Below are 17,907 nucleotides of genomic sequence, written 5' to 3' on the forward strand. Positions count from 1 at the left end.
TACTTAAACCATTTTGCCGTACTGACCAGACACATATCGGCGTTTACCGTTATGAATGATCTCCGAGTATACTTTAGAGTTGTTTGAACCTCTAACAGAACCAGCGATATCAATTGTCTTACTAAGCCCAATTGTGCCTACGTTCTTAGCGTTGATTCGGTCAGGTTTGTCCATGATAATTGCAGCATTTGATACACCAACAATTTTAATCTTACCAACTGATTTAATGCCTGAATTTGTGGATTTTGAAGGTGTGGAAGATGCTTTCTTTCCAAAGGTATCTGTACCATAGCCTTTGTAGTTAAATTGAAGATGTGGCTGATCAACAAAACCTTTCCAGTCTCCTCCCCATTCAAATCCAATTGACTTAGCATAAGCAATAAATTTTTTGATATCTGCAGCACCGTAGCCATTCCATTTAGTATCAGATTTAGAATAGCCACCAGTTGGTACAAAGTCTAAAGCCTGACCTACAATGCTACAATGTGATATGATTTTATTGTCTGTGAAACATCTTTATTAACATTCTGGCGTTGTTGTGTTTCAGTACCAATCGTTTCATAGATAAGCACACCACCCTGTTTTCACCTTATTATTTAGTACGTTTTCGTTGATTTAACAGCGTTTATTCACATTCACAAAACGGTGTTTCAGGCCAAACTTAGGTCACAGTACGGGTCACAGTTAAGTCACTTTTCTAAGTTTGGATGATAAAACGTAAACTTATTATTATCATACAATTTAACAATATTACGATTTGAATTGTATATCTTCCCTTACTTTCGACAATATCAGATAAAATAAGACAAGTTTTTATAACTATTTCACTCACAATTACAAAGTTACCCTTGCATTCCTTCACCCGCCATGCTATATTCATATAGCGATGAGCTGAATTGTGTAAGCCGATGTACATGCCCTTTGCGGTGCACACGAATGTGGCGTGTGGTGCATCGCCTCAATACGCAAAGACGTTTGCCTAAGGCAAACGTCTTTTTTGTGTTATCCGATTTTTGTGCCGTTTGGGACAGGCTGCCCCGGCTGTAATAGGACAACGTCGCCCTGGCCGGGAATGCCGCCAAGGACCAGCACTTCCGATTTAAATCCGGCGATCCGGCGCGGCGGAAAGTTGACGACTGCTATGATTTGCTTGTTGATGAGATCTTCCGGCTGATAGCGCTTCGTGATTTGCGCGCTTGATTGTTTCGTGCCGAACTCTGCTCCAAAATCAATCACAAGCTTAATCGCCGGGACTCTTGCTTCAGGAAATTCCTCCGCTTTTACAATAGTGCCTGTTCTGATATCCAATTTCTCAAAGTCCTCAATGACTGCCATATCTATAACTCCTTTTTCTCCTATTATAAAAGAGATTTCCAAGGTTCGTTTAACCAAAGAACTATCATTTTTTATCCGAATATAAGGTGTTTCGATACAGGCGGGGCGGCATGCCTGTGCTTTTTGTAAACCATCTGGTAAAAGAAGAAAGGTTTTGAAAGCCCAGCGCCTCGCTCACGACAGTAAGGGTTTCCTTTTTCTCCATCAGCATTCGTTTCGCTTCCTCAAGGCGAAGATCAGCGATATAGTTCTGCGGCGACTTTCCCGTCTGCTTCTTGAACCAGCTTGAATAGTAGGCTGGGTGGTAATGCTCGATGTCTGCCAGCTTTTTAATCGTCAGCCGCTCAAATAAATGGCTGTGAATGTAAGCGATTGAGTCGTAGGTATGGGATTGCAGCTTTTCTTTTATGTATTGAACAAGCATATGCAGCGAGTTTGCTGTGCCGGCTTTTGCTTCTTCCGTCAGCAAATACCTGATTGAAGACCAGAAAGGATCAAGTGCAGCTTCAATTCCCGATCCTGCATGATACTCATCAATTTTCATCGCATAAAGCGGAACATCCAGTACCAGACATTCATTTCTGCCGATCGAACGGAAACGATGCTCGCACTCCGGCGGAATATATAAAAACCGATCCGGCTTTAATTTCACCTCGCGCCCCTCCGTCTCAAGATCAATACTCCCTTCAAGCGGAAAAAGAAATTGGCTGTACGCGTGCTTATGGGAATGATAAAGGCGTGTGTATGTCCGTTTTTCGCAAATAATCTCTTGAAGCGAGTCCATCAGCAAGCCCCTTCCTTTGGTCATCTTTTGATCCGGTAATGGTGTTCCGTTATAGGCGAAAATCCGATTTTTTCATATAAAGAAACTGCCGCCAGATTTTCTTTCATCACTTGTAAAAACATGCGTTCTGCTCCGTTGTTTATTGCCCATTCAGTCAATACCCTGATCACTTGGGTTCCTGCCCCTTTTCCTCTGTGCTCCTCGGCTACAACGATATTACTAAGTCCGCCATAACCATCAATGACAGCAACCGTTCCAAGCGCTGTCAGGCTTTCTTGGTCATACATCGTGAAAAAAGTTTTACACGGCGGCATGCGCCTGAAAATGTTTGTGTAGCCTTGATGCCGCTCCGGCGAAAATCCTTCCAATCGAATAAATTCATCAATCCAAACAGATGACGGCTCATGCTCCCACTTGTATGTAAATCGGCTGTTTTCTTCAGTATGGTTCATAATATCCCGGCATAATGCTGTCATTTGAAAGCACTCGTCCGCCTTTTCATAACCGCTGTCTGCCAATGCAGCATCTAGTCCTTTCGGAGATGCATTGCTGATATAAAAACAAACGGGCAAGCCTAAGCTTTTATAAAAACGTTCGGCTTCTTGCCGAAAATCTCCTTCAGGCATTTCCGCTGATGTCCACACGCTGTTCGCCCTTTTGGTTACGCCAAAATTCGCTCTGAGAAGCCATTGTCCCATGCTTTTCTGAATATATGTCGGCCATGATGCTGCCGCTAACCGTTCAACTTTGTGAATCTCATCCATTGCCTAATGTCTCTCCCCTACGTATACTACCGTAATATTATATCAATATTCAGAAATATAGGACATCTTTTTATTTGTTTACATAATATTTTTATTGTTTATTATTAAACCCGACAAAAACGTGCGGATGGAGTATGACAGACTTTCTGAAATATCCTCTTCACGTTCAAATGCTTCTTTTGCGATTAAAGCCGTAAAGCCATGCAACAGGCTTCTGAGCCCCCTTGTCGCGTGAATGGCAGTCTTTTCACTTGCATAACCGTTTTCAATGAGCAGCTTCGACACAAGCCGGACAATTTGTTCTGAGACGACTTCCGCTCTTTCGTCCTGAACCTTAAGCAAAGACGCCTCATAATATCCGGGATTTTCAACTGCAAAATCAACATATGCATGAGCTAAAGAAAGCATAGCGGCATCTCCCTTTTGTTCGGTTACGGAGGCTGCCATTTGTTCATTCAGCCTTGTCAGCCCGCTGACAGCTAGTTCTGTTCTGATCGCTTGCAGCCCGTTGATATGGTTATACAGCGACGGAGGGCGCACATTCATTTTTTTAGACAGAGCGGCAAGCGTGACACTATTCAAGCCTTCCTGATCGGCAATCTCAGCTGCGGCGTCTACAATCATTTTTTGGCTCAATCCTATTCTCGGTGACATTCTCGTCATCCTTTCTTTGCTTTTTGGATCGCTTGTCTCATCCGCACTGCGGGTGATCTCAGGAAATTTCCATGTCCGACCGCGAGACACGAAGGCGCCTTGTCGGTGAGCAATTGAGCGCTTTTAATGGCTTCCTCCTTATTCCATGTGGCGAAGGCGGGAAAAGGAAATGTCCATTTTATCTGTCCTGATACAGCGATTCCTCCGCGCAATTGAAATGCATCTCCTGCTATTATAGTGCCGTTTCTTGTATCAAGAAATGACATGCTGCCCGGTGTATGGCCCGGTGTAGGAATAGCGAGCAGTGAACCTATTGTTTCACCGCCTGTCAGCAGATGGTGAGGCTTTGTTTGCACGTGTTTCGGAATACCTCCTTTTATAGGTGTCTGCGGCTCATCATGACGCAACGATGTGTCGCCTTGCAGCAGGAAAGAATCCCGTTCTGAGATCATCACCTTTGCGTGAGGAAATGCTTGTGTCAATGCATCCAGTGATCCGACATGATCACCATGGGCATGGGTCAGTAAAATATGCTGAAGCGGTTTTCCCAGCTGATTTACAGCTTGAATGATTCCTTTATAGCTGCCCGGAAGTGCGGCATCAATCAGGGTGACTTCGTTTTCTTCCTCTACTAGGTAGCAATTGACAGGAAACAATGCTGGAAAAAAAGTCAGCTGCCAAACGGTTTGGTACTGAGTAACTCTCATCTTTTCATTCCTCCTAAAAAACTAATGGTGTTAGTTTTTATTATTAACTAACACCATTAGTTTATCAAGAGTTATTATTTTTTTATGGCTATATAAATTTTAACTTGTGCCCGCTGAGGCACTGCTGCACTTTGATCATACATTTCAAAGTCACCTGTAAACGTACGCAGATGACGCTTATCCCACGTCCAAATTTCCTTCCACGTTTCAAGCACAATCTCTTCAATAGGGCCGATTCTGGAAGTGAAAACGGCATAATCCGAAGCTGGTAAATCAATGTTTTCATAGGGTTCCGGAAGAGTGCCGCTCTCCTCCTGAAACGTTCCGACTGAAAACGTGTAAAGCCCATTCGTCTCCTGTTCGTAATTGGAATATAAGGCGATAATGCTTTGATCTTTCTCGGCCTGTGCGAATAGAGCGCTCATATCCTGCTTCCAGAATTGGTCCCACAGTGCCGGGATCCGCCGTTCTTCCGTCATTTCCAATGCGTTGCTGGTCCGTTGTGACAGTCCGGCAAACCGTTTCTGTTCTAAATGTGTCATATGTGAAAAACCCATACGATCCCTCCTTTTTACCTAGATTATAAAAAAAGAAACCTGACAGCAGTGTGTCAGGTTTCATAAACTTTTTGCAACTGATGAATGGTATCTTTTACTTTTTCCCTTATATGGAGAGGCTTCAGAACCTCAATATCCTTTCCGAACTGCAGCAAAAAGCCGATCAGCCATTGATCTTCTGGAAGAGAAATCACTGCCCGGCAGGTTTCATCTTCATCCCAATGCAGAACTTCATTTCCAAACCATTCACGTATGCGCTGACGTGCTGTCGGCTGAACAAGAATGACCAGCTCAGTTAAACGGTCCTTTTGGTACCAATTCTTATCCCATGGCAAAGTTTCCAGCTGAATGTCTTTTCTGATAAAGGACTGATGTAAGATGGTCAGATCCTTCATTCGGTTAAGTTTAAAAAAGCGAAAATCGTTTCTAACCAGGCAATAGGCGTATAAATACCAGTGCCCCGCCTTGCAAACCAATGTGTAAGGCTCCGTTTCACGATAAAGTGTTTCCCCGCTTGCGTTTGTATATGTAAATGATATCGTGGACAATTGATCAATGGCGGCGCTGATTATCTCACGAAGCGCCTTTTGATCCTCAGTATGGCCCCAAGCCGTCATGTCAATAAACCATTTTTCTGTTTGATGCTTAAATGCTTCGGCAGACTGCTCCGGTATGAGGTGCTTGATTTTTTGATAGGCAGTGCTGTGAGAAACTGGCTCATACATAGCTGAGACACTTTGCAAAGCGGAAGCGATCGCAAACAACTCTTCCTCTTTCAGCCACTCTCTCTCAAGCCGATACGTCTCCATAATGCCAATTCCGCCCCCGGAGCCCTGTGAGGTCACAATCGGAATGCCAGCTCTATTGATTGTCTCAATATCACGGTAAATTGTTCTGACCGATACTTCAAACAGCTCAGCAAGTTCAGCGGCCTGCACTTGTTTTTTACTGATTAACAACACAACCATCGCTAACAAACGTTCCAGTTTCATTCTTTGCACCTTTTCTTCTTTTATTTTCGGAACAAAATCAATCATAACATTTTTATAAAGCTTGGGCATATCTATTATGCGGCCCAAATACACCTTGCATATGTTATGAAAACAGGGTTTCCCCCTTTTTTTTGTGTTCAGCATTTGATTTTAAGCTACTATTTTGAACCGGATAAGCATACACTTCTCAACGGAGGGGATTTCACATCATGCATCTTACACTTCAGAGCGTTTATCCTGCCATGATTATCATCTTTTTTCTGTACAAAAAAATTAAAAGGTCCATCGGATACCAGCCGCTGAAGCCCCGCTGGCTATTCACCCGTATGATTCTTTTCTCCCTGTTTGCTTTTGGTCTTTCGATCTTCAGCATCATTCATCCTTTTTTATACGGATATCTCATTTTTGGAATTTTTGGCGGATGGCTTCTTGTCTTTTTCGCTAAGAAAAACATCTCTTTTGAAAAACGGAGAGGAAAAATTTATTTTCGGACTCATATTTGGGTAGAAGTGATTCTCTTAACCTTGTTTTTATCAAGGTTTCTGTATCGAGTGACAGAGCTTTATCTTACCTCGCCTGATCTAAACAGCCTTGGATCTTATAGTCAGTCAATCGGAACAGATCCTGTGACAATTGGCGTCTTTTTTCTGATAGCTGTTTATTATATCGGCTTTTCTTCTTTTGTCATCAAGCTCAGCAGAAACGATCTCGATCAGATCGGACACAATAAAAAAGAAAAAGACATCCTTGCCCGCTAGCAGCGATTAAACAAGGATGTCTTTTTTAATCATGTTGTGTATGATCGATCATTTGCTGAAGAACATCTAAAACGTGTTCATCCTCCGGTGAGTAATAAATGGAGGTTCCTTCTCTGCGCGATTTGACAAGCCGGAGATTTTTTAAGAATCTGAGCTGGTGGGACACTGTGGATTGCAGTAAATTCAGCTTTTCTGCAATTCCGTTAACTGCATGTTCACCCTGGGATAATAAATGGAGAATTCTGATTCTGGTAGGGTCAGAAAGCGCTTTGAATGTTTGTGCGACTAAAAACAGCGTCTCCTCATCCAGATCAGCGGCCGTCCGTTCCGTTTCTTTAAATTCAGTCATCTGTATCACCTTTCTTTATACATACTTCTATCTTATAACAAATACACTTGGGTGCAAACCAGCATGCTTGTGTTCCATTTCCATCTCATAGTTTAAATTTATGTTTCAAATCCGGTTTTTACTTGGTCTGATATACGGATCTGTGTCATAATGAAAAGGTCATACTGCTCCAAACATTGAGGGTGAAACACAGTGAAGAAAAAGAGAAAAGGCTGTTTCGCTGCTGCGGGTTTTATGATGATTTTTGTCTTTGTCATCGCCTCTTTTTTATTGGTTTTGCTTTTTTTCAACCGGGATTTAATCAAACAGCTTCCGATCGATACGAAAACGATTGTGTTGGAACGTTTAACCGATTATAAACCGCTGGTCGAAGATGAGCTTGATAATCAAGGACTCTCTAATTATACATCACTCATACTTGGCATGATGTATCAAGAGTCAAAAGGAAAAGGCAATGATCCCATGCAGTCCTCTGAATCTCTGGGGTTAAAACGCAATGAGATAACAGACCCTCAACTCAGTGTTAAACAAGGCATCAAGCAATTTACCCTCATGTATAAGACCGGTAAGGAAAAAGGTGTGGATTTGGATACAATCATTCAAAGCTACAACATGGGGGCAGGTTACATTGATTTTGTAGCTGAACATGGAGGAACGCATACTGAGGAATTGGCAAAACAATACTCCGAGCAGCAAGTCAAAAAAAATCCCGAACTGTATACTTGCGGGGGAAATGCGAACAATTTCCGCTATCCGTATTGCTACGGTGATTACACGTATGCAGAAAAAGTAAAAGAAAAAACAAAAACTGTTGAAGAATCTTTGCAGGTTGCAACACTTGAAACCATGGAATCAAAGGCTCATGAATAAGAGTCTATCAATCTACTGACAAAAGCCCAAAACGAATTTGGGCTTTTGTCATGTTTACAAGCTCAAGAAAAAGCCATACTCAGTATGGCTTTTAATAATACGGTGATATCATCAGATATACAATAACGCCTGTAAGGCTTACATACAGCCACAAAGGCATTGTCCATCTGGCAATCTTTTTATGGCGTTCCACCTGCATGCTGAATCCTCTGATCAGCGTAAACAGCGCAAGCGGCACAATGATAGCAGAAAGGCAGATATGCGTAATTAAAATAAAGAAGTAAATCGGGCGCATAATACCTTCTCCGCCATAGAGCGTGTTCTCCGCAATCGAATGGTATACCACATAACAAATCAAAAATAGTAATGTTGTTGTGAATGCGGCTAAAATAAAGCGTTTATGAGCTTTAATATTTTTCTGTTTAATCATAATCAGCGCGGCCAATAAGAAGATAAACGTAAAGCTGTTGAATATCGCATTCAGCATTGGCAAAATGTGAATATTCGCATGGCTGAACTGATCTAATTTAGGCATAAAAAACAGCACTGCGATTAAACCGTTAATCAGAACTGTCAGTGTAAGGACAATCCCCGTATAATTTTTCGGTTTATTTTCTGTTTGATTCATCTGGTGACCTCTCCTAATTTGTACTGGCTATCCAAATCGTATGCAAATTCAATGAAGATGTCAACGTTTTCGATGGCTTCGTCAGAAATTAGACACACTTCAAAGGCCGGCGGCTTTAGCCCCGGCCCTGTTAGATTTACGCTTCTTTGATCAAATGCTCAACAGCCTTATGTTCATTTACATTCAGCAGGTTCTTTTGGATTTTTGAATGAATCGGTTTATTCATATGCTGATCCAATAGATCCGCTGTTTCTTTATCACCGGCGATGACCATTCGTTCCCACCTTTTTGCAGCGGCTTTTTGATCAAGGTTGGCAGCCAGCCGCTTATACAGTCTCGTTTGGTTCTCCGTTACATGTTCCCTCACTCGGTTCTCATCAAATGGCGCCGCTTTGTTTGCAGAGGAATGGCAATTCTCCCAAGACTCATTGATCATATCGTATTCATAATGCTCAACCGCCTCTATTTTGCCTAAAACGGTTTCAATAATTTTCACTTCATACTGCTGGGTTAAAATAAACGCCGTGCTTGGGTACGTTTGGCGCAAATCCTTCAACTGATCCAGAACAGCTGTTTCTTCCCAGTAAAATCTTGTTTCCACAGGGATTTGAAGCTTAATTGGTTCCCATATGCCGCTGTCGGAAACAAAAAACACGAGACTGCGGGGCATGTCTTTTCCCATTTCATTTAAGTATTGATCAATTTTCATTCTGATTCCATCCAGACACTTCCCTTCCTCTGGATCACTTGCTGCCAAATACTCCTTTAATCGGCCGAATCCCGACTTTAGGGCAATTTTCCATTCTCCCCCCTGCTGATCTGGGTCTCTCATGTCAGTATTGAGATACAGGGAGAGAATTTTATCCGGCGGTTCCAACTGGACATACTGTAATTTGTTAATCAATGAATCAATCGCCATTCCGATTCCTCCTTTTTCACAGGTTAGTTTTCTTTTACCTCTCTTAAAAACGATCAAACCTTACTTTGCGCTAATTTCTAGTAATATACGTTTTGTTATTTACAATGCTCCTTTCATCTAATACAATTGGTAACTGTGTTTCTAAGCTGATTTCTGAAAGGAGTTTGATCTTGTTTACTGTTAAAGAAAAAAATCGTCAAGAACTTGAAGAAGAACTGAATGATTTAGAATTTCAAATTTACCGCATGCAGGAGAATATGAAGGATCTATCTAAAGATGCCAAAGTGCTTGGTATTGATCAATCGAAACATGAAGAGTGGTTGATTGTTTCCTCGATTGATGATGGCCAAACATGCAAAATTATGCTTACTGATTGTAAAACGGCTTACAGAGGAAAAGGCAGTTTTTCACTTGTAGCATCTTACAAGGATGATGCCATTCATATCGGGGACATAAAAGGCCCTCCGAATCACGGGTTTGGGTCCATTTGCATGAAATATTTAAAAGATATCGCCAGAGACCGCAATATTCCGAAAGTCACAGGCGACATTGCCAAGCGTGATTGGAATCATGTAGACCGGCTGATTCATTTTTATGAAAAACATCAATTCCAAGTATGCGTCGATCATGATACACAATCAGGCAGCATTAAGTGGGTTGATTTGTAAAAAAGTCTGGAAGAATGAGCCAAGATATGCTGTAATGGTGTAAAACCATTAATGGAGGGTGCTATGTTCGCCTCAAAACTGAAAAAGGGAGACGAAATCCGGATCGTGTCTCCCGCGACCAGCATGTCTAAATTAACAAATGAAGCAAAAATTCAAGCAAAAACTACATTAGAACGCTTAGGTTATCGAGTAACCATCGCTGAACACGCAAATGAATGTAACGAATTTGATTCATCCTCTATTGAATCAAGAGTCCATGATCTGCACGCTGCCTTTTTCGATCCAGGTGTCAAAGCGATTTTAACGACACTCGGCGGTTTCAATTCAAATCAGCTGCTGCGCTATCTTGATTACGAGAAAATCAAACAGCATCCAAAAATTCTGTGCGGCTATTCCGATATAACGGCCCTCAGCAACGCCATTTATCAAAAAACGGGTCTAGTTACGTATTCAGGCCCCCACTTTTCAACATTTGCAATGAAAAAAGGGCTCGATTATACAAAAGATTATTTTCTTTCTTGCTGCGCTTCAAACGACCCGTTTGAAATTCATCCTTCGAGCGAATGGAGCGATGACCGCTGGTATTTGGATCAAGAAAACAGGCGCTTTTATCCTAATAACGGCCCTGTTGTGATTCAAGAGGGGTATGCGGAAGGCACTTTGATTGGCGGAAACCTATGCACGCTTAATTTGCTGCAGGGAACGGAGTATTTTCCAGAAACAGAAAATACTATTTTATTGATAGAAGATGATTATATGTCAGACATCCACATGTTTGACCGCGATCTGCAATCACTCATCCACCTCCCCGCTTTTTCTCATGTGAAAGCGATTTTAATCGGCACATTTCAAAAAGCATCAAACGTATCAATCGATCTTGTGAAAGCCATGATTGGAACAAAAAAAGAATTATCCGGCCTTCCGGTCATCGCAAACATAAATGCCGGACACACTTCACCAATTGCCACCTTTCCCATAGGGGGAACATGCAGGATTGAAGCTGTTTCAGGTGCATCACGGATATGGATCGATAAACATTAATGAGCTTGTAAATTATTTTACAAGCTTTTTTAGCGCAAACAGTTATGCAAGCGGCCACGACATGACAAATGTCATATAGGGTGTATGATGTGTGCTACTACAAAGAGCTTCTCTCATTCGCGTATACTTAACCGAGACACACAATGAGAGGATACTTACCATGACTGAACAAACCATTGCGCATAAACAAAAACAGCTGACAAAGCAAGTCGCTGCCTTTGCTCAGCCCGAAACAAAAAACAGCCTGATTCAGCTTTTGAACACGTTTATTCCTTTTTTCGGATTGTGGTTTCTTGCTTATCTCAGCCTCAACGTCTCCTATCTCCTTACGTTAGCATTAACAGTGATTGCCGCAGGGTTTTTGACAAGAATTTTTATTATTTTCCATGACTGCTGCCACCAATCATTTTTTAAACAAAAGCGATATAACCATATTCTCGGCTTTCTGACAGGTGTTCTGACTTTATTCCCGTATCTTCAATGGCAGCACAGCCATTCGATTCATCATGCGACAAGCAGCAATCTGGATAAACGCGGAACAGGAGACATCTGGATGCTAACAGTTAACGAATATAAAGCTGCATCCAGACGAACAAAGCTTGCATATAGACTTTATAGAAATCCGTTTATTATGTTTATACTCGGACCGATTTATGTTTTTCTCATCACCAACCGCTTTAACAAAAAAGGCGCAAGACGTAAGGAGCGTGTAAACACATACCTTACGAATCTGGCAATTGCGGCGTTGGCTGCCGTTTGCTGCCTGATCTTTGGCTGGCAATCGTTTTTGTTGGTGCAAGGCCCCATTTTTCTGATTTCCGGTTCAATCGGGGTATGGCTGTTTTATGTTCAGCACACATTTGAAGATTCTTATTTTGAAGCAGATGAAAACTGGAGCTACGTTCAGGCTGCTGTGGAAGGCAGTTCATTCTACAAACTCCCAAAACTGCTACAATGGCTGACAGGCAATATTGGTTACCACCACGTTCATCATTTGAGTCCGAAAGTGCCTAACTATAAGCTTGAAATTGCTCATGAACAGCACGAACCATTAAAAAACGTACCGACAATTACCTTAAAAACAAGCCTGCAATCACTTGCATTCCGCCTTTGGGATGAAGATAAAAAACAATTTGTGTCATTTCGGGATATCAAACATAAGCCTTTCGGCTCTCCGCCTGATTCAGCAGAAAATCAGAAGCTGCGGAAGAACGCCTGATGATGAAGGAGGTCTTCTCTTATACAAGAAGACTTCCTTTTTATTGTTTGAGGATGCATTCTGGCTTTCGCAATGATAAAGTTACATGTAAGATGAAAAGCTGAAAATGAGGTATGATCATGATTAAAAAGTATTTTACATTTCAAAAACTAAGCGGGATTACGCCCTATATATGGACAATATTTTTCATTCTCCCCTTCTACTTTATATGGAAGTCATCATCTACATTAATTATTATTGTCGGCATCATTTTGACGCTTTTATTTTTCTCGGTATATCGATTTGCTTTTGTCTCAAAAGGCTGGGCCATTTATTTGTGGGCGTTTTTGTTAATTAGCATTTCAACCGCCTCCATTACTCTGTACAGTTATATTTATTTTGCTTTTTTTATCGCATATTTTATTGGAAACATAAGGGAACGTGTCCCCTTTCATATTTTATATTACGTCCATTTAATAAGCGCAGCCGTCGCAGCTAATTTCAGTCTCGTTTTAAAAAAGGAATTCTTTCTGACTCAAATTCCTTTTGTCGTCATTACCCTCATCAGCGCGATTTTATTGCCTTTTAGTATAAGAAGCCGCAAGGAGCGAGAACGCCTGGAAGAAAAACTTGAGGACGCAAATGAACGGATTGCCGAGCTGGTGAAATTAGAAGAGCGGCAGCGAATTGCCCGCGACCTCCACGATACTCTTGGGCAAAAGCTTTCTCTTATTGGTTTAAAAAGCGACTTGGCGCGAAAATTGATATACAAAGATCCCGAACAAGCAGCACGTGAACTGAAAAGTGTTCAGCAAACAGCGAGAACTTCTTTAAATGAAGTAAGAAAAATCGTATCCTCTATGAAAGGCATCCGGCTCAAGGATGAACTGATCAACATCAAACAAATACTCGAAGCAGCTGACATTACGTTCATCTATGAAGAAGAGAAATGGCCCGAAAATATCTCATTGCTTAATGAAAATATTTTAAGCATGTGCTTAAAGGAAGCTGTCACAAATGTCGTCAAACACAGTCAGGCTAAAACTTGCCGGGTTGACATTCAGCAGCTCTGGAAGGAAGTTGTCATTACAGTGTCTGACGATGGAACATTCCAAGGAGAAGAAAAATTCTTTTCAAAGGGTCATGGCTTACTCGGCATGAGAGAACGGCTTGAATTTGCAAACGGCAGCCTTCACATCGATACTAAAAACGGCACCAGGCTTACCATGGCAATTCCTAATAACTCAAAATAAACCAAAAGGATGGCTTAACATGATTAGTATATTTATTGCGGAAGATCAGCAAATGCTCTTGGGCGCTTTAGGATCACTTCTAAACTTAGAAGACGATATGGAAGTCGCAGGCAAAGGTACAACCGGTCAAGATGCTGTTGATTTTGTCAAAAAACATCAGCCTGATATATGCATTATGGACATTGAAATGCCCGGAAAAACGGGGCTTGAAGCTGCTGAGGAGTTAAAGGATACAGGCTGCAAAATTATCATCTTAACTACCTTTGCCAGACCCGGCTACTTTCAAAGAGCTATTAAAGCAGGCGTTAAAGGCTATTTGTTAAAAGATAGTCCGAGCGAAGAGCTCGCAAGCGCCATCCGAAGCGTCATGAACGGAAAACGCATCTATGCCCCTGAGCTGATGGAGGACATGTACAGCGAGGCTAACCCGCTTACAGACAGAGAAAAAGAAGTGCTTGAACTTGTGGCTGACGGTAAAAACACAAAAGAAATTGCTCAGGAACTCAGCATCAAAAGCGGGACAGTGCGAAATTATATCTCAATGATTCTAGAAAAGCTTGAAGTAAAAAATCGAATAGAAGCCATTACTCGGTCAAAGGAAAAAGGCTGGTTTAAATAATAAAAGAATCTTGGCAGATGCCAAGATTCTTTTTTATTAACCATTAATTCACGTTTTCGCAGCCAACAAAATCAGACTGATTCATATCCCACGCTCCACATTTAGGCTCCTAATGTCCGCTGAACGATCGCTTGATTAACAGCCCAATAAAAAAGAATCTGCCCGAATGGCTGTATCGATTGAATTGAGTTTTCAGGATGTAAAGCCATCAGTTGTGCAACTCGCCCCTCATGCTGAGAGCTTCCGGTATATAGCCCTCGCTCAAAGAAAACCATTTTTCGCACATGAAAACATCGGGACCATTTTTTAAAATCAGCATATCATATATACATCTCTAAACAGAAAGAAAAAAGACACAAGCCAAAAGCTCGCGTCTTTTATCACAATCTATATCATTAGTTTAAGATTTTTACACTTACAGTTTTGACGCCCCAATTAGATGCATCACCTTTATTTGGTACAAATACGTCAATTTTATTTCCTTTAATAGCGCCGCCAGTGTCTGCTGCTGTTGCTTCACCGTAACCTTCAACATAGACTTTAGAACCTAACGGAATCACATTAGGATCAACCGCGATGACTTTCGCGTTCGGGTTCTTATTTAAGTCAATGCCTGTTGCTGTAACGCCGGAAATGCCGCCGTCGTTAGCAGTGTAAGCAGTAGCAGTAACTGTTAGTTCTTTTGAAGCTTCTTGGTTATTTGTATTTGATTGAACAGCCTTTTCTTCTGTAGGAACAGAAGTTTCTGCTGCAGCCTTTGTTTCTTGTTTTGGTTGTTGTTGAACTGTTTCTTGTTTAGGTTGCTCTTTTTGCACAGCTTCTTGTTTTGTTTCAGTTTGAGGTGCGCTTGTTTGCGTATTCTCAGTAACTGTGTTTGCTGCTGTTGCCTGACCTTTTACTGAAAGTGTTGATCCAGCATAGATCATGTCAGAGCTTAAGTTATTCCAAACTTTTAGGTTATTGACTGTTGTTCCGAATTGTTGAGCAATCTTTGTCAGCGTGTCCCCCGCTTTAATTGTATATTGCCCAGTAGTGGTTGTTTCTTCTGAAGAAATGGTCAGTTTTTCTCCTGCAATGATTTGATCAGAAGTTAACTTGTTCCATTCTTTTAAGTCCTTTAGGTTCACTCCGTTTTTCTGAGAGATTCCCCAGAGCGTATCACCCTTTTGCACCGTGATTTCTTTTGCAGAAGCGTGAGCTCCGAATGCAGTTGATGAAAGTGCAGCAACTGCTACAAAGGACATAATCGTCTTCTTCATAAGTAAATCCTCCCTTGTTAGCTTTTTATTGGCGGCTAACAGGTGATATCGTAACACACGTAAATGTCAAATCAATAACAAAAAGATATGATTTAGATTACAGTTCCTTTACATGAAGGATTTCTCTCTGCTGGAAAGACTTGCTGAACCCTTGATATAATAGGCTTCACAAGTCTTTTTATTTGGACGGAAAAAAGTGAAAATAAAATGTGTTTTTTATAGAAAAAAAGGTTGATTTTCTGTTTTTTTAGTCTGTCACCCTTGCGTAAGCTTGTATTTCTTGTAAAAAAAGCCGGCCATATTTTGCCCTTTTTTGTTCTCCGACTCCTTTTATAGACAAAAGCTCCTCATCATTTACAGGCTGTTTTCCTGACATTTCTTTTAACGTTTGGTCAGAGAAAACGACAAAAGGCGGAACTCCCTGCTCAGCAGCGATTTCTTTGCGAACCATGCGCAATCGTTCAAACAGCTCGTCATTTTCAGTAATTGCCGCCGCTTTTAACGCTTCTTTTCTCGTTACTGATAATTCCCCTTTCAGCACATTCCTTCCTTTACTGCTGACAAATAGAGTCGGAAACGTTCCGTCTGACATTCTGATGAAATCGTCAGAAATAAGAAATTCGATAAAATCACTGATTTCCCCTACGGATTGATGTTTTAATATCCCGTATGTTGAGAGATTGGCAAAGCCGTTTTCAAGAACTTTTTTATTTTTAGATCCGGCAAGCACCTGGGCAACCATCGTCTTGCCAAACCGTTCTTTCATGCGAATGATACAAGATAAGACCATTTGCGCCTCCCGCGTCACGTCATGGGCCGCTCTTGTATCGGTACAGTTTCCGCACTGTCCGCACGCATCAGGCTCCTTTTCTCCGAAATACATAAGGATAAAACGCTGCAGACAATCTTCCGTATGACAGTAGTCGACCATTTGTCTCAGCTTTTTTAAATCCTGCTTTTGTTTCTCTTCATGTTCTGATTGCTCAATTAAGAAGCGCTGCACCATGATATCCTGAGGTGAAAACAGGAGAACACATTCGCTGTCAAGACCATCCCGTCCAGCTCGTCCAGCCTCTTGGTAGTAGCTTTCCATATCTTTCGGAATTTGTGCATGCAGAACAAATCTGATATTTGATTTATCAATGCCCATTCCGAAAGCAGAGGTTGCCACCATCACTTGCAGCTCATCATTAAGAAATCTTTCCTGCTGCTCTTTTCTCACATCATCGGCCAAGCCTCCGTGATACCGCCCTGCACTGACCTGATGTCGTTTCAATCTATCATAAATCCGGTCAGCTTCTTTTCTGGTCGCTGTATAGATAATACCTGCTTCATGTTTGTTGTTTTGCACATATTCATCAATAAAGCGATCTTTATTTTCTCCTTTTGCTACTTTAAAGGTTAAATTATCTCGGGAAAATCCGGTATATACCGTGTTTTCTTTTTGAATATGCAGCTGTTTGCAAATATCCTCATGGACCTCAGGCGTTGCTGTCGCTGTTAATGCCATGATGACAGGCTTGTCATGTAATTCACGGAATAAAATCTCGATATTTCTGTAGCTTGGCCTGAAATCGTGTCCCCATTGAGAAATACAGTGCGCCTCGTCTATTGCGACCAAAGGAACATCAATGCCCTGCAAAATCCGAATAAACTCCGCGGACGTTAATCGCTCCGGTGTAATGTAAAAAAGCTTATAGGCCCCTTCTTTGAGTCCATTCAGCCTCTCATAGATTTCCTGATTAGATTGTGTGCTGTTAATGTAGGCGGCGTTAATCCCCGCTTCTTCTAACGCATCGACTTGATCCTTCATCAAGGAAATCAACGGCGAAATGACGATCGTTGTCCCTTCAAACATCAGAGCCGGAATTTGATAGCAAATCGATTTGCCTCCTCCCGTCGGCATAATGCAGGCCGTATTTTGCCTCGCTTCCGTCACCGAGCGGATCGCTTCTTCTTGGCCGCTGCGGAGCTTTTCATAACCGAAATAATGGGCCAGAAGGGATTGGGCTCTATGTAACATAACGTGTAAACCTCGCTTTTTCTTGAATTTCTCTCATCATATCATAAAAAAGCGGCCTTCATTTCTTCCACACAGAAATTGAATTTTCACTCTACCGAACCTTTTCAGATAAAATAAAAAGCCATTTCCAAAAAGGAAATGGCTTTCGCTACATCTTGCCGTATGCAAGTAAGAAAGTTTTAAACCACCACTCCTCAAAGTGGGTGTTTGCAGAAACGTTCCTGTCGTCCTCTGCAATGGAGGCATGACATTCCAGCTTCGATATAAAACTCCCTATTACAGCTTAAAGGTTAAAACTTAATTAACAATACGCACAAAGTAGCTTCTTTTATATAGTACACCATCAGCCGCTTTTTATCAAGAGGCCAGAACAATTGTTTAGAAAAACTTTTTCCAGCGATTAAAACTGCTTTTTCGCTATTATATCTGAATATTCGACAAGTAAAAAATATATTACTATAAAAAATCAGCCTTTTTCGCTAAGAGAAATAATCACTTTCTTCTATATAATATGTATACCAAAAAAACT

General features: G+C 41.4%; 19 protein-coding genes, 1 other RNA gene and 1 pseudogene. 7 read left to right on the forward strand and 14 right to left on the reverse strand.

The window, feature by feature from the left end; genetic code table 11:
• Nucleotides 1-3: 3 nt before the first annotated feature.
• From EFK13_RS10560 to EFK13_RS10595, 8 genes and pseudogenes are all read right to left on the reverse strand, one after another.
• A pseudogene (locus EFK13_RS10560) lies at nucleotides 4-572 on the reverse strand (M15 family metallopeptidase); the annotation flags it as partial.
• Between the two features lie 430 nt (nucleotides 573-1,002).
• Entirely contained in the window at nucleotides 1,003-1,335 is a 333-nt protein-coding gene (gene csaA, locus EFK13_RS10565) for a chaperone CsaA (protein ID WP_129505461.1), read from the reverse strand.
• A gap of 64 nt (nucleotides 1,336-1,399) precedes the next feature.
• The gene (locus EFK13_RS10570; protein ID WP_129505530.1) at nucleotides 1,400-2,125 is read right to left on the reverse strand and encodes an AraC family transcriptional regulator; all 726 of its coding nucleotides are present in this window, start codon (nucleotides 2,123-2,125) and stop codon (nucleotides 1,400-1,402) included.
• Nucleotides 2,126-2,139: 14 nt separating this feature from the next.
• A complete protein-coding gene (locus tag EFK13_RS10575) occupies nucleotides 2,140-2,883 on the reverse strand; it encodes a GNAT family N-acetyltransferase (protein WP_129505460.1) in 744 nt (247 codons plus the stop codon).
• 78 nt (nucleotides 2,884-2,961) lie between these two features.
• The gene (locus EFK13_RS10580) at nucleotides 2,962-3,537 is read right to left on the reverse strand and encodes a TetR/AcrR family transcriptional regulator (protein WP_129505459.1); all 576 of its coding nucleotides are present in this window, start codon (nucleotides 3,535-3,537) and stop codon (nucleotides 2,962-2,964) included.
• Nucleotides 3,538-3,542: 5 nt separating this feature from the next.
• A complete protein-coding gene (locus EFK13_RS10585) occupies nucleotides 3,543-4,244 on the reverse strand; it encodes an MBL fold metallo-hydrolase (protein WP_129505458.1) in 702 nt (233 codons plus the stop codon).
• 74 nt (nucleotides 4,245-4,318) lie between these two features.
• Nucleotides 4,319-4,801 (reverse strand): GyrI-like domain-containing protein, encoded by a 483-nt coding sequence (locus EFK13_RS10590; RefSeq protein WP_129505457.1) that lies wholly within the window; start codon nucleotides 4,799-4,801, stop codon nucleotides 4,319-4,321.
• A gap of 53 nt (nucleotides 4,802-4,854) precedes the next feature.
• The gene (locus EFK13_RS10595) at nucleotides 4,855-5,793 is read right to left on the reverse strand and encodes a helix-turn-helix transcriptional regulator (RefSeq protein ID WP_129505529.1); all 939 of its coding nucleotides are present in this window, start codon (nucleotides 5,791-5,793) and stop codon (nucleotides 4,855-4,857) included.
• A gap of 209 nt (nucleotides 5,794-6,002) precedes the next feature.
• Between EFK13_RS10595 and csk22 the strand changes: the two genes are divergently transcribed.
• Nucleotides 6,003-6,551, forward strand: a complete 549-nt coding sequence (gene csk22, locus EFK13_RS10600; protein ID WP_129505456.1) for a mother cell-specific sporulation protein Csk22 — start codon at nucleotides 6,003-6,005, stop codon at nucleotides 6,549-6,551.
• Between the two features lie 25 nt (nucleotides 6,552-6,576).
• Here the strand turns inward: csk22 and czrA are convergent, their stop codons facing one another.
• A complete protein-coding gene (czrA, locus tag EFK13_RS10605) occupies nucleotides 6,577-6,900 on the reverse strand; it encodes a Zn(II)-responsive metalloregulatory transcriptional repressor CzrA (RefSeq protein ID WP_064814986.1) in 324 nt (107 codons plus the stop codon).
• A gap of 192 nt (nucleotides 6,901-7,092) precedes the next feature.
• On the opposite strand from czrA, the gene EFK13_RS10610 reads away from it, so the two are divergent.
• Nucleotides 7,093-7,770: a lysozyme family protein gene (locus EFK13_RS10610; protein ID WP_064814985.1), complete on the forward strand. Its 678-nt coding sequence runs from the start codon at nucleotides 7,093-7,095 to the stop codon at nucleotides 7,768-7,770.
• Nucleotides 7,771-7,861: 91 nt separating this feature from the next.
• Here the strand turns inward: EFK13_RS10610 and EFK13_RS10615 are convergent, their stop codons facing one another.
• A complete protein-coding gene (locus tag EFK13_RS10615; RefSeq protein WP_019714625.1) occupies nucleotides 7,862-8,398 on the reverse strand; it encodes a DUF420 domain-containing protein in 537 nt (178 codons plus the stop codon).
• Between the two features lie 136 nt (nucleotides 8,399-8,534).
• Entirely contained in the window at nucleotides 8,535-9,317 is a 783-nt protein-coding gene (locus EFK13_RS10620; protein WP_129505455.1) for a VLRF1 family aeRF1-type release factor, read from the reverse strand.
• A gap of 170 nt (nucleotides 9,318-9,487) precedes the next feature.
• Here EFK13_RS10620 and EFK13_RS10625 point away from each other — a divergent pair, with 170 nt between their 5' ends.
• From EFK13_RS10625 to desR, 5 genes are all read left to right on the forward strand, one after another.
• The gene (locus EFK13_RS10625) at nucleotides 9,488-9,985 is read left to right on the forward strand and encodes an N-acetyltransferase (protein WP_129505454.1); all 498 of its coding nucleotides are present in this window, start codon (nucleotides 9,488-9,490) and stop codon (nucleotides 9,983-9,985) included.
• 63 nt (nucleotides 9,986-10,048) lie between these two features.
• Complete coding sequence (locus EFK13_RS10630) at nucleotides 10,049-11,026, forward strand: S66 family peptidase (protein WP_129505453.1); 978 nt, start codon at nucleotides 10,049-10,051, stop codon at nucleotides 11,024-11,026.
• A 160-nt stretch (nucleotides 11,027-11,186) separates the two neighbouring features.
• Nucleotides 11,187-12,245 carry a Delta(5) desaturase DesA gene (gene desA / locus EFK13_RS10635; RefSeq protein WP_129505452.1) on the forward strand — a complete coding sequence of 353 codons (1,059 nt, stop codon included), beginning with the start codon at nucleotides 11,187-11,189 and terminating at the stop codon, nucleotides 12,243-12,245.
• Between the two features lie 119 nt (nucleotides 12,246-12,364).
• Nucleotides 12,365-13,477 carry a two-component sensor histidine kinase DesK gene (gene desK, locus EFK13_RS10640; protein ID WP_129505451.1) on the forward strand — a complete coding sequence of 371 codons (1,113 nt, stop codon included), beginning with the start codon at nucleotides 12,365-12,367 and terminating at the stop codon, nucleotides 13,475-13,477.
• A gap of 19 nt (nucleotides 13,478-13,496) precedes the next feature.
• Nucleotides 13,497-14,096 carry a two-component system response regulator DesR gene (gene desR / locus EFK13_RS10645; protein ID WP_129505450.1) on the forward strand — a complete coding sequence of 200 codons (600 nt, stop codon included), beginning with the start codon at nucleotides 13,497-13,499 and terminating at the stop codon, nucleotides 14,094-14,096.
• A 395-nt stretch (nucleotides 14,097-14,491) separates the two neighbouring features.
• Here desR and EFK13_RS10650 read toward each other — a convergent pair whose 3' ends face one another.
• From EFK13_RS10650 to ssrS, 3 genes are all read right to left on the reverse strand, one after another.
• Entirely contained in the window at nucleotides 14,492-15,355 is an 864-nt protein-coding gene (locus EFK13_RS10650; RefSeq protein ID WP_064814978.1) for a LysM peptidoglycan-binding and 3D domain-containing protein, read from the reverse strand.
• 247 nt (nucleotides 15,356-15,602) lie between these two features.
• Nucleotides 15,603-17,378 (reverse strand): DNA helicase RecQ, encoded by a 1,776-nt coding sequence (gene recQ / locus EFK13_RS10655; protein ID WP_129505449.1) that lies wholly within the window; start codon nucleotides 17,376-17,378, stop codon nucleotides 15,603-15,605.
• A 141-nt stretch (nucleotides 17,379-17,519) separates the two neighbouring features.
• Nucleotides 17,520-17,706: non-coding RNA, 6S RNA (ssrS, locus tag EFK13_RS10660), on the reverse strand.
• Nucleotides 17,707-17,907: the final 201 nt, after the last annotated feature.

The sequence above is a fragment of the Bacillus cabrialesii genome (assembly GCF_004124315.2).
Taxonomy (GTDB): domain Bacteria; phylum Bacillota; class Bacilli; order Bacillales; family Bacillaceae; genus Bacillus; species Bacillus cabrialesii.

Bases quoted from the DNA above. Each gene is read 5' to 3' on its own strand.
- csaA (WP_129505461.1), bottom strand. From the start codon at position 1,335: ATGGCAGTCATTGAGGACTTTGAGAAATTGGATATCAGAACAGGCACT.
- EFK13_RS10575 (WP_129505460.1), bottom strand. From the start codon at position 2,883: ATGGATGAGATTCACAAAGTTGAACGGTTAGCGGCAGCATCATGGCCG.
- EFK13_RS10580 (WP_129505459.1), bottom strand. From the start codon at position 3,537: ATGTCACCGAGAATAGGATTGAGCCAAAAAATGATTGTAGACGCCGCA.
- EFK13_RS10585 (WP_129505458.1), bottom strand. From the start codon at position 4,244: ATGAGAGTTACTCAGTACCAAACCGTTTGGCAGCTGACTTTTTTTCCA.
- EFK13_RS10590 (WP_129505457.1), bottom strand. From the start codon at position 4,801: ATGGGTTTTTCACATATGACACATTTAGAACAGAAACGGTTTGCCGGA.
- EFK13_RS10595 (WP_129505529.1), bottom strand. From the start codon at position 5,793: ATGAAACTGGAACGTTTGTTAGCGATGGTTGTGTTGTTAATCAGTAAA.
- csk22 (WP_129505456.1), top strand. From the start codon at position 6,003: ATGCATCTTACACTTCAGAGCGTTTATCCTGCCATGATTATCATCTTT.
- czrA (WP_064814986.1), bottom strand. From the start codon at position 6,900: ATGACTGAATTTAAAGAAACGGAACGGACGGCCGCTGATCTGGATGAG.
- EFK13_RS10615 (WP_019714625.1), bottom strand. From the start codon at position 8,398: ATGAATCAAACAGAAAATAAACCGAAAAATTATACGGGGATTGTCCTT.
- EFK13_RS10620 (WP_129505455.1), bottom strand. From the start codon at position 9,317: ATGGCGATTGATTCATTGATTAACAAATTACAGTATGTCCAGTTGGAA.
- EFK13_RS10630 (WP_129505453.1), top strand. From the start codon at position 10,049: ATGTTCGCCTCAAAACTGAAAAAGGGAGACGAAATCCGGATCGTGTCT.
- desA (WP_129505452.1), top strand. From the start codon at position 11,187: ATGACTGAACAAACCATTGCGCATAAACAAAAACAGCTGACAAAGCAA.
- desK (WP_129505451.1), top strand. From the start codon at position 12,365: ATGATTAAAAAGTATTTTACATTTCAAAAACTAAGCGGGATTACGCCC.
- desR (WP_129505450.1), top strand. From the start codon at position 13,497: ATGATTAGTATATTTATTGCGGAAGATCAGCAAATGCTCTTGGGCGCT.
- EFK13_RS10650 (WP_064814978.1), bottom strand. From the start codon at position 15,355: ATGAAGAAGACGATTATGTCCTTTGTAGCAGTTGCTGCACTTTCATCA.
- recQ (WP_129505449.1), bottom strand. From the start codon at position 17,378: ATGTTACATAGAGCCCAATCCCTTCTGGCCCATTATTTCGGTTATGAA.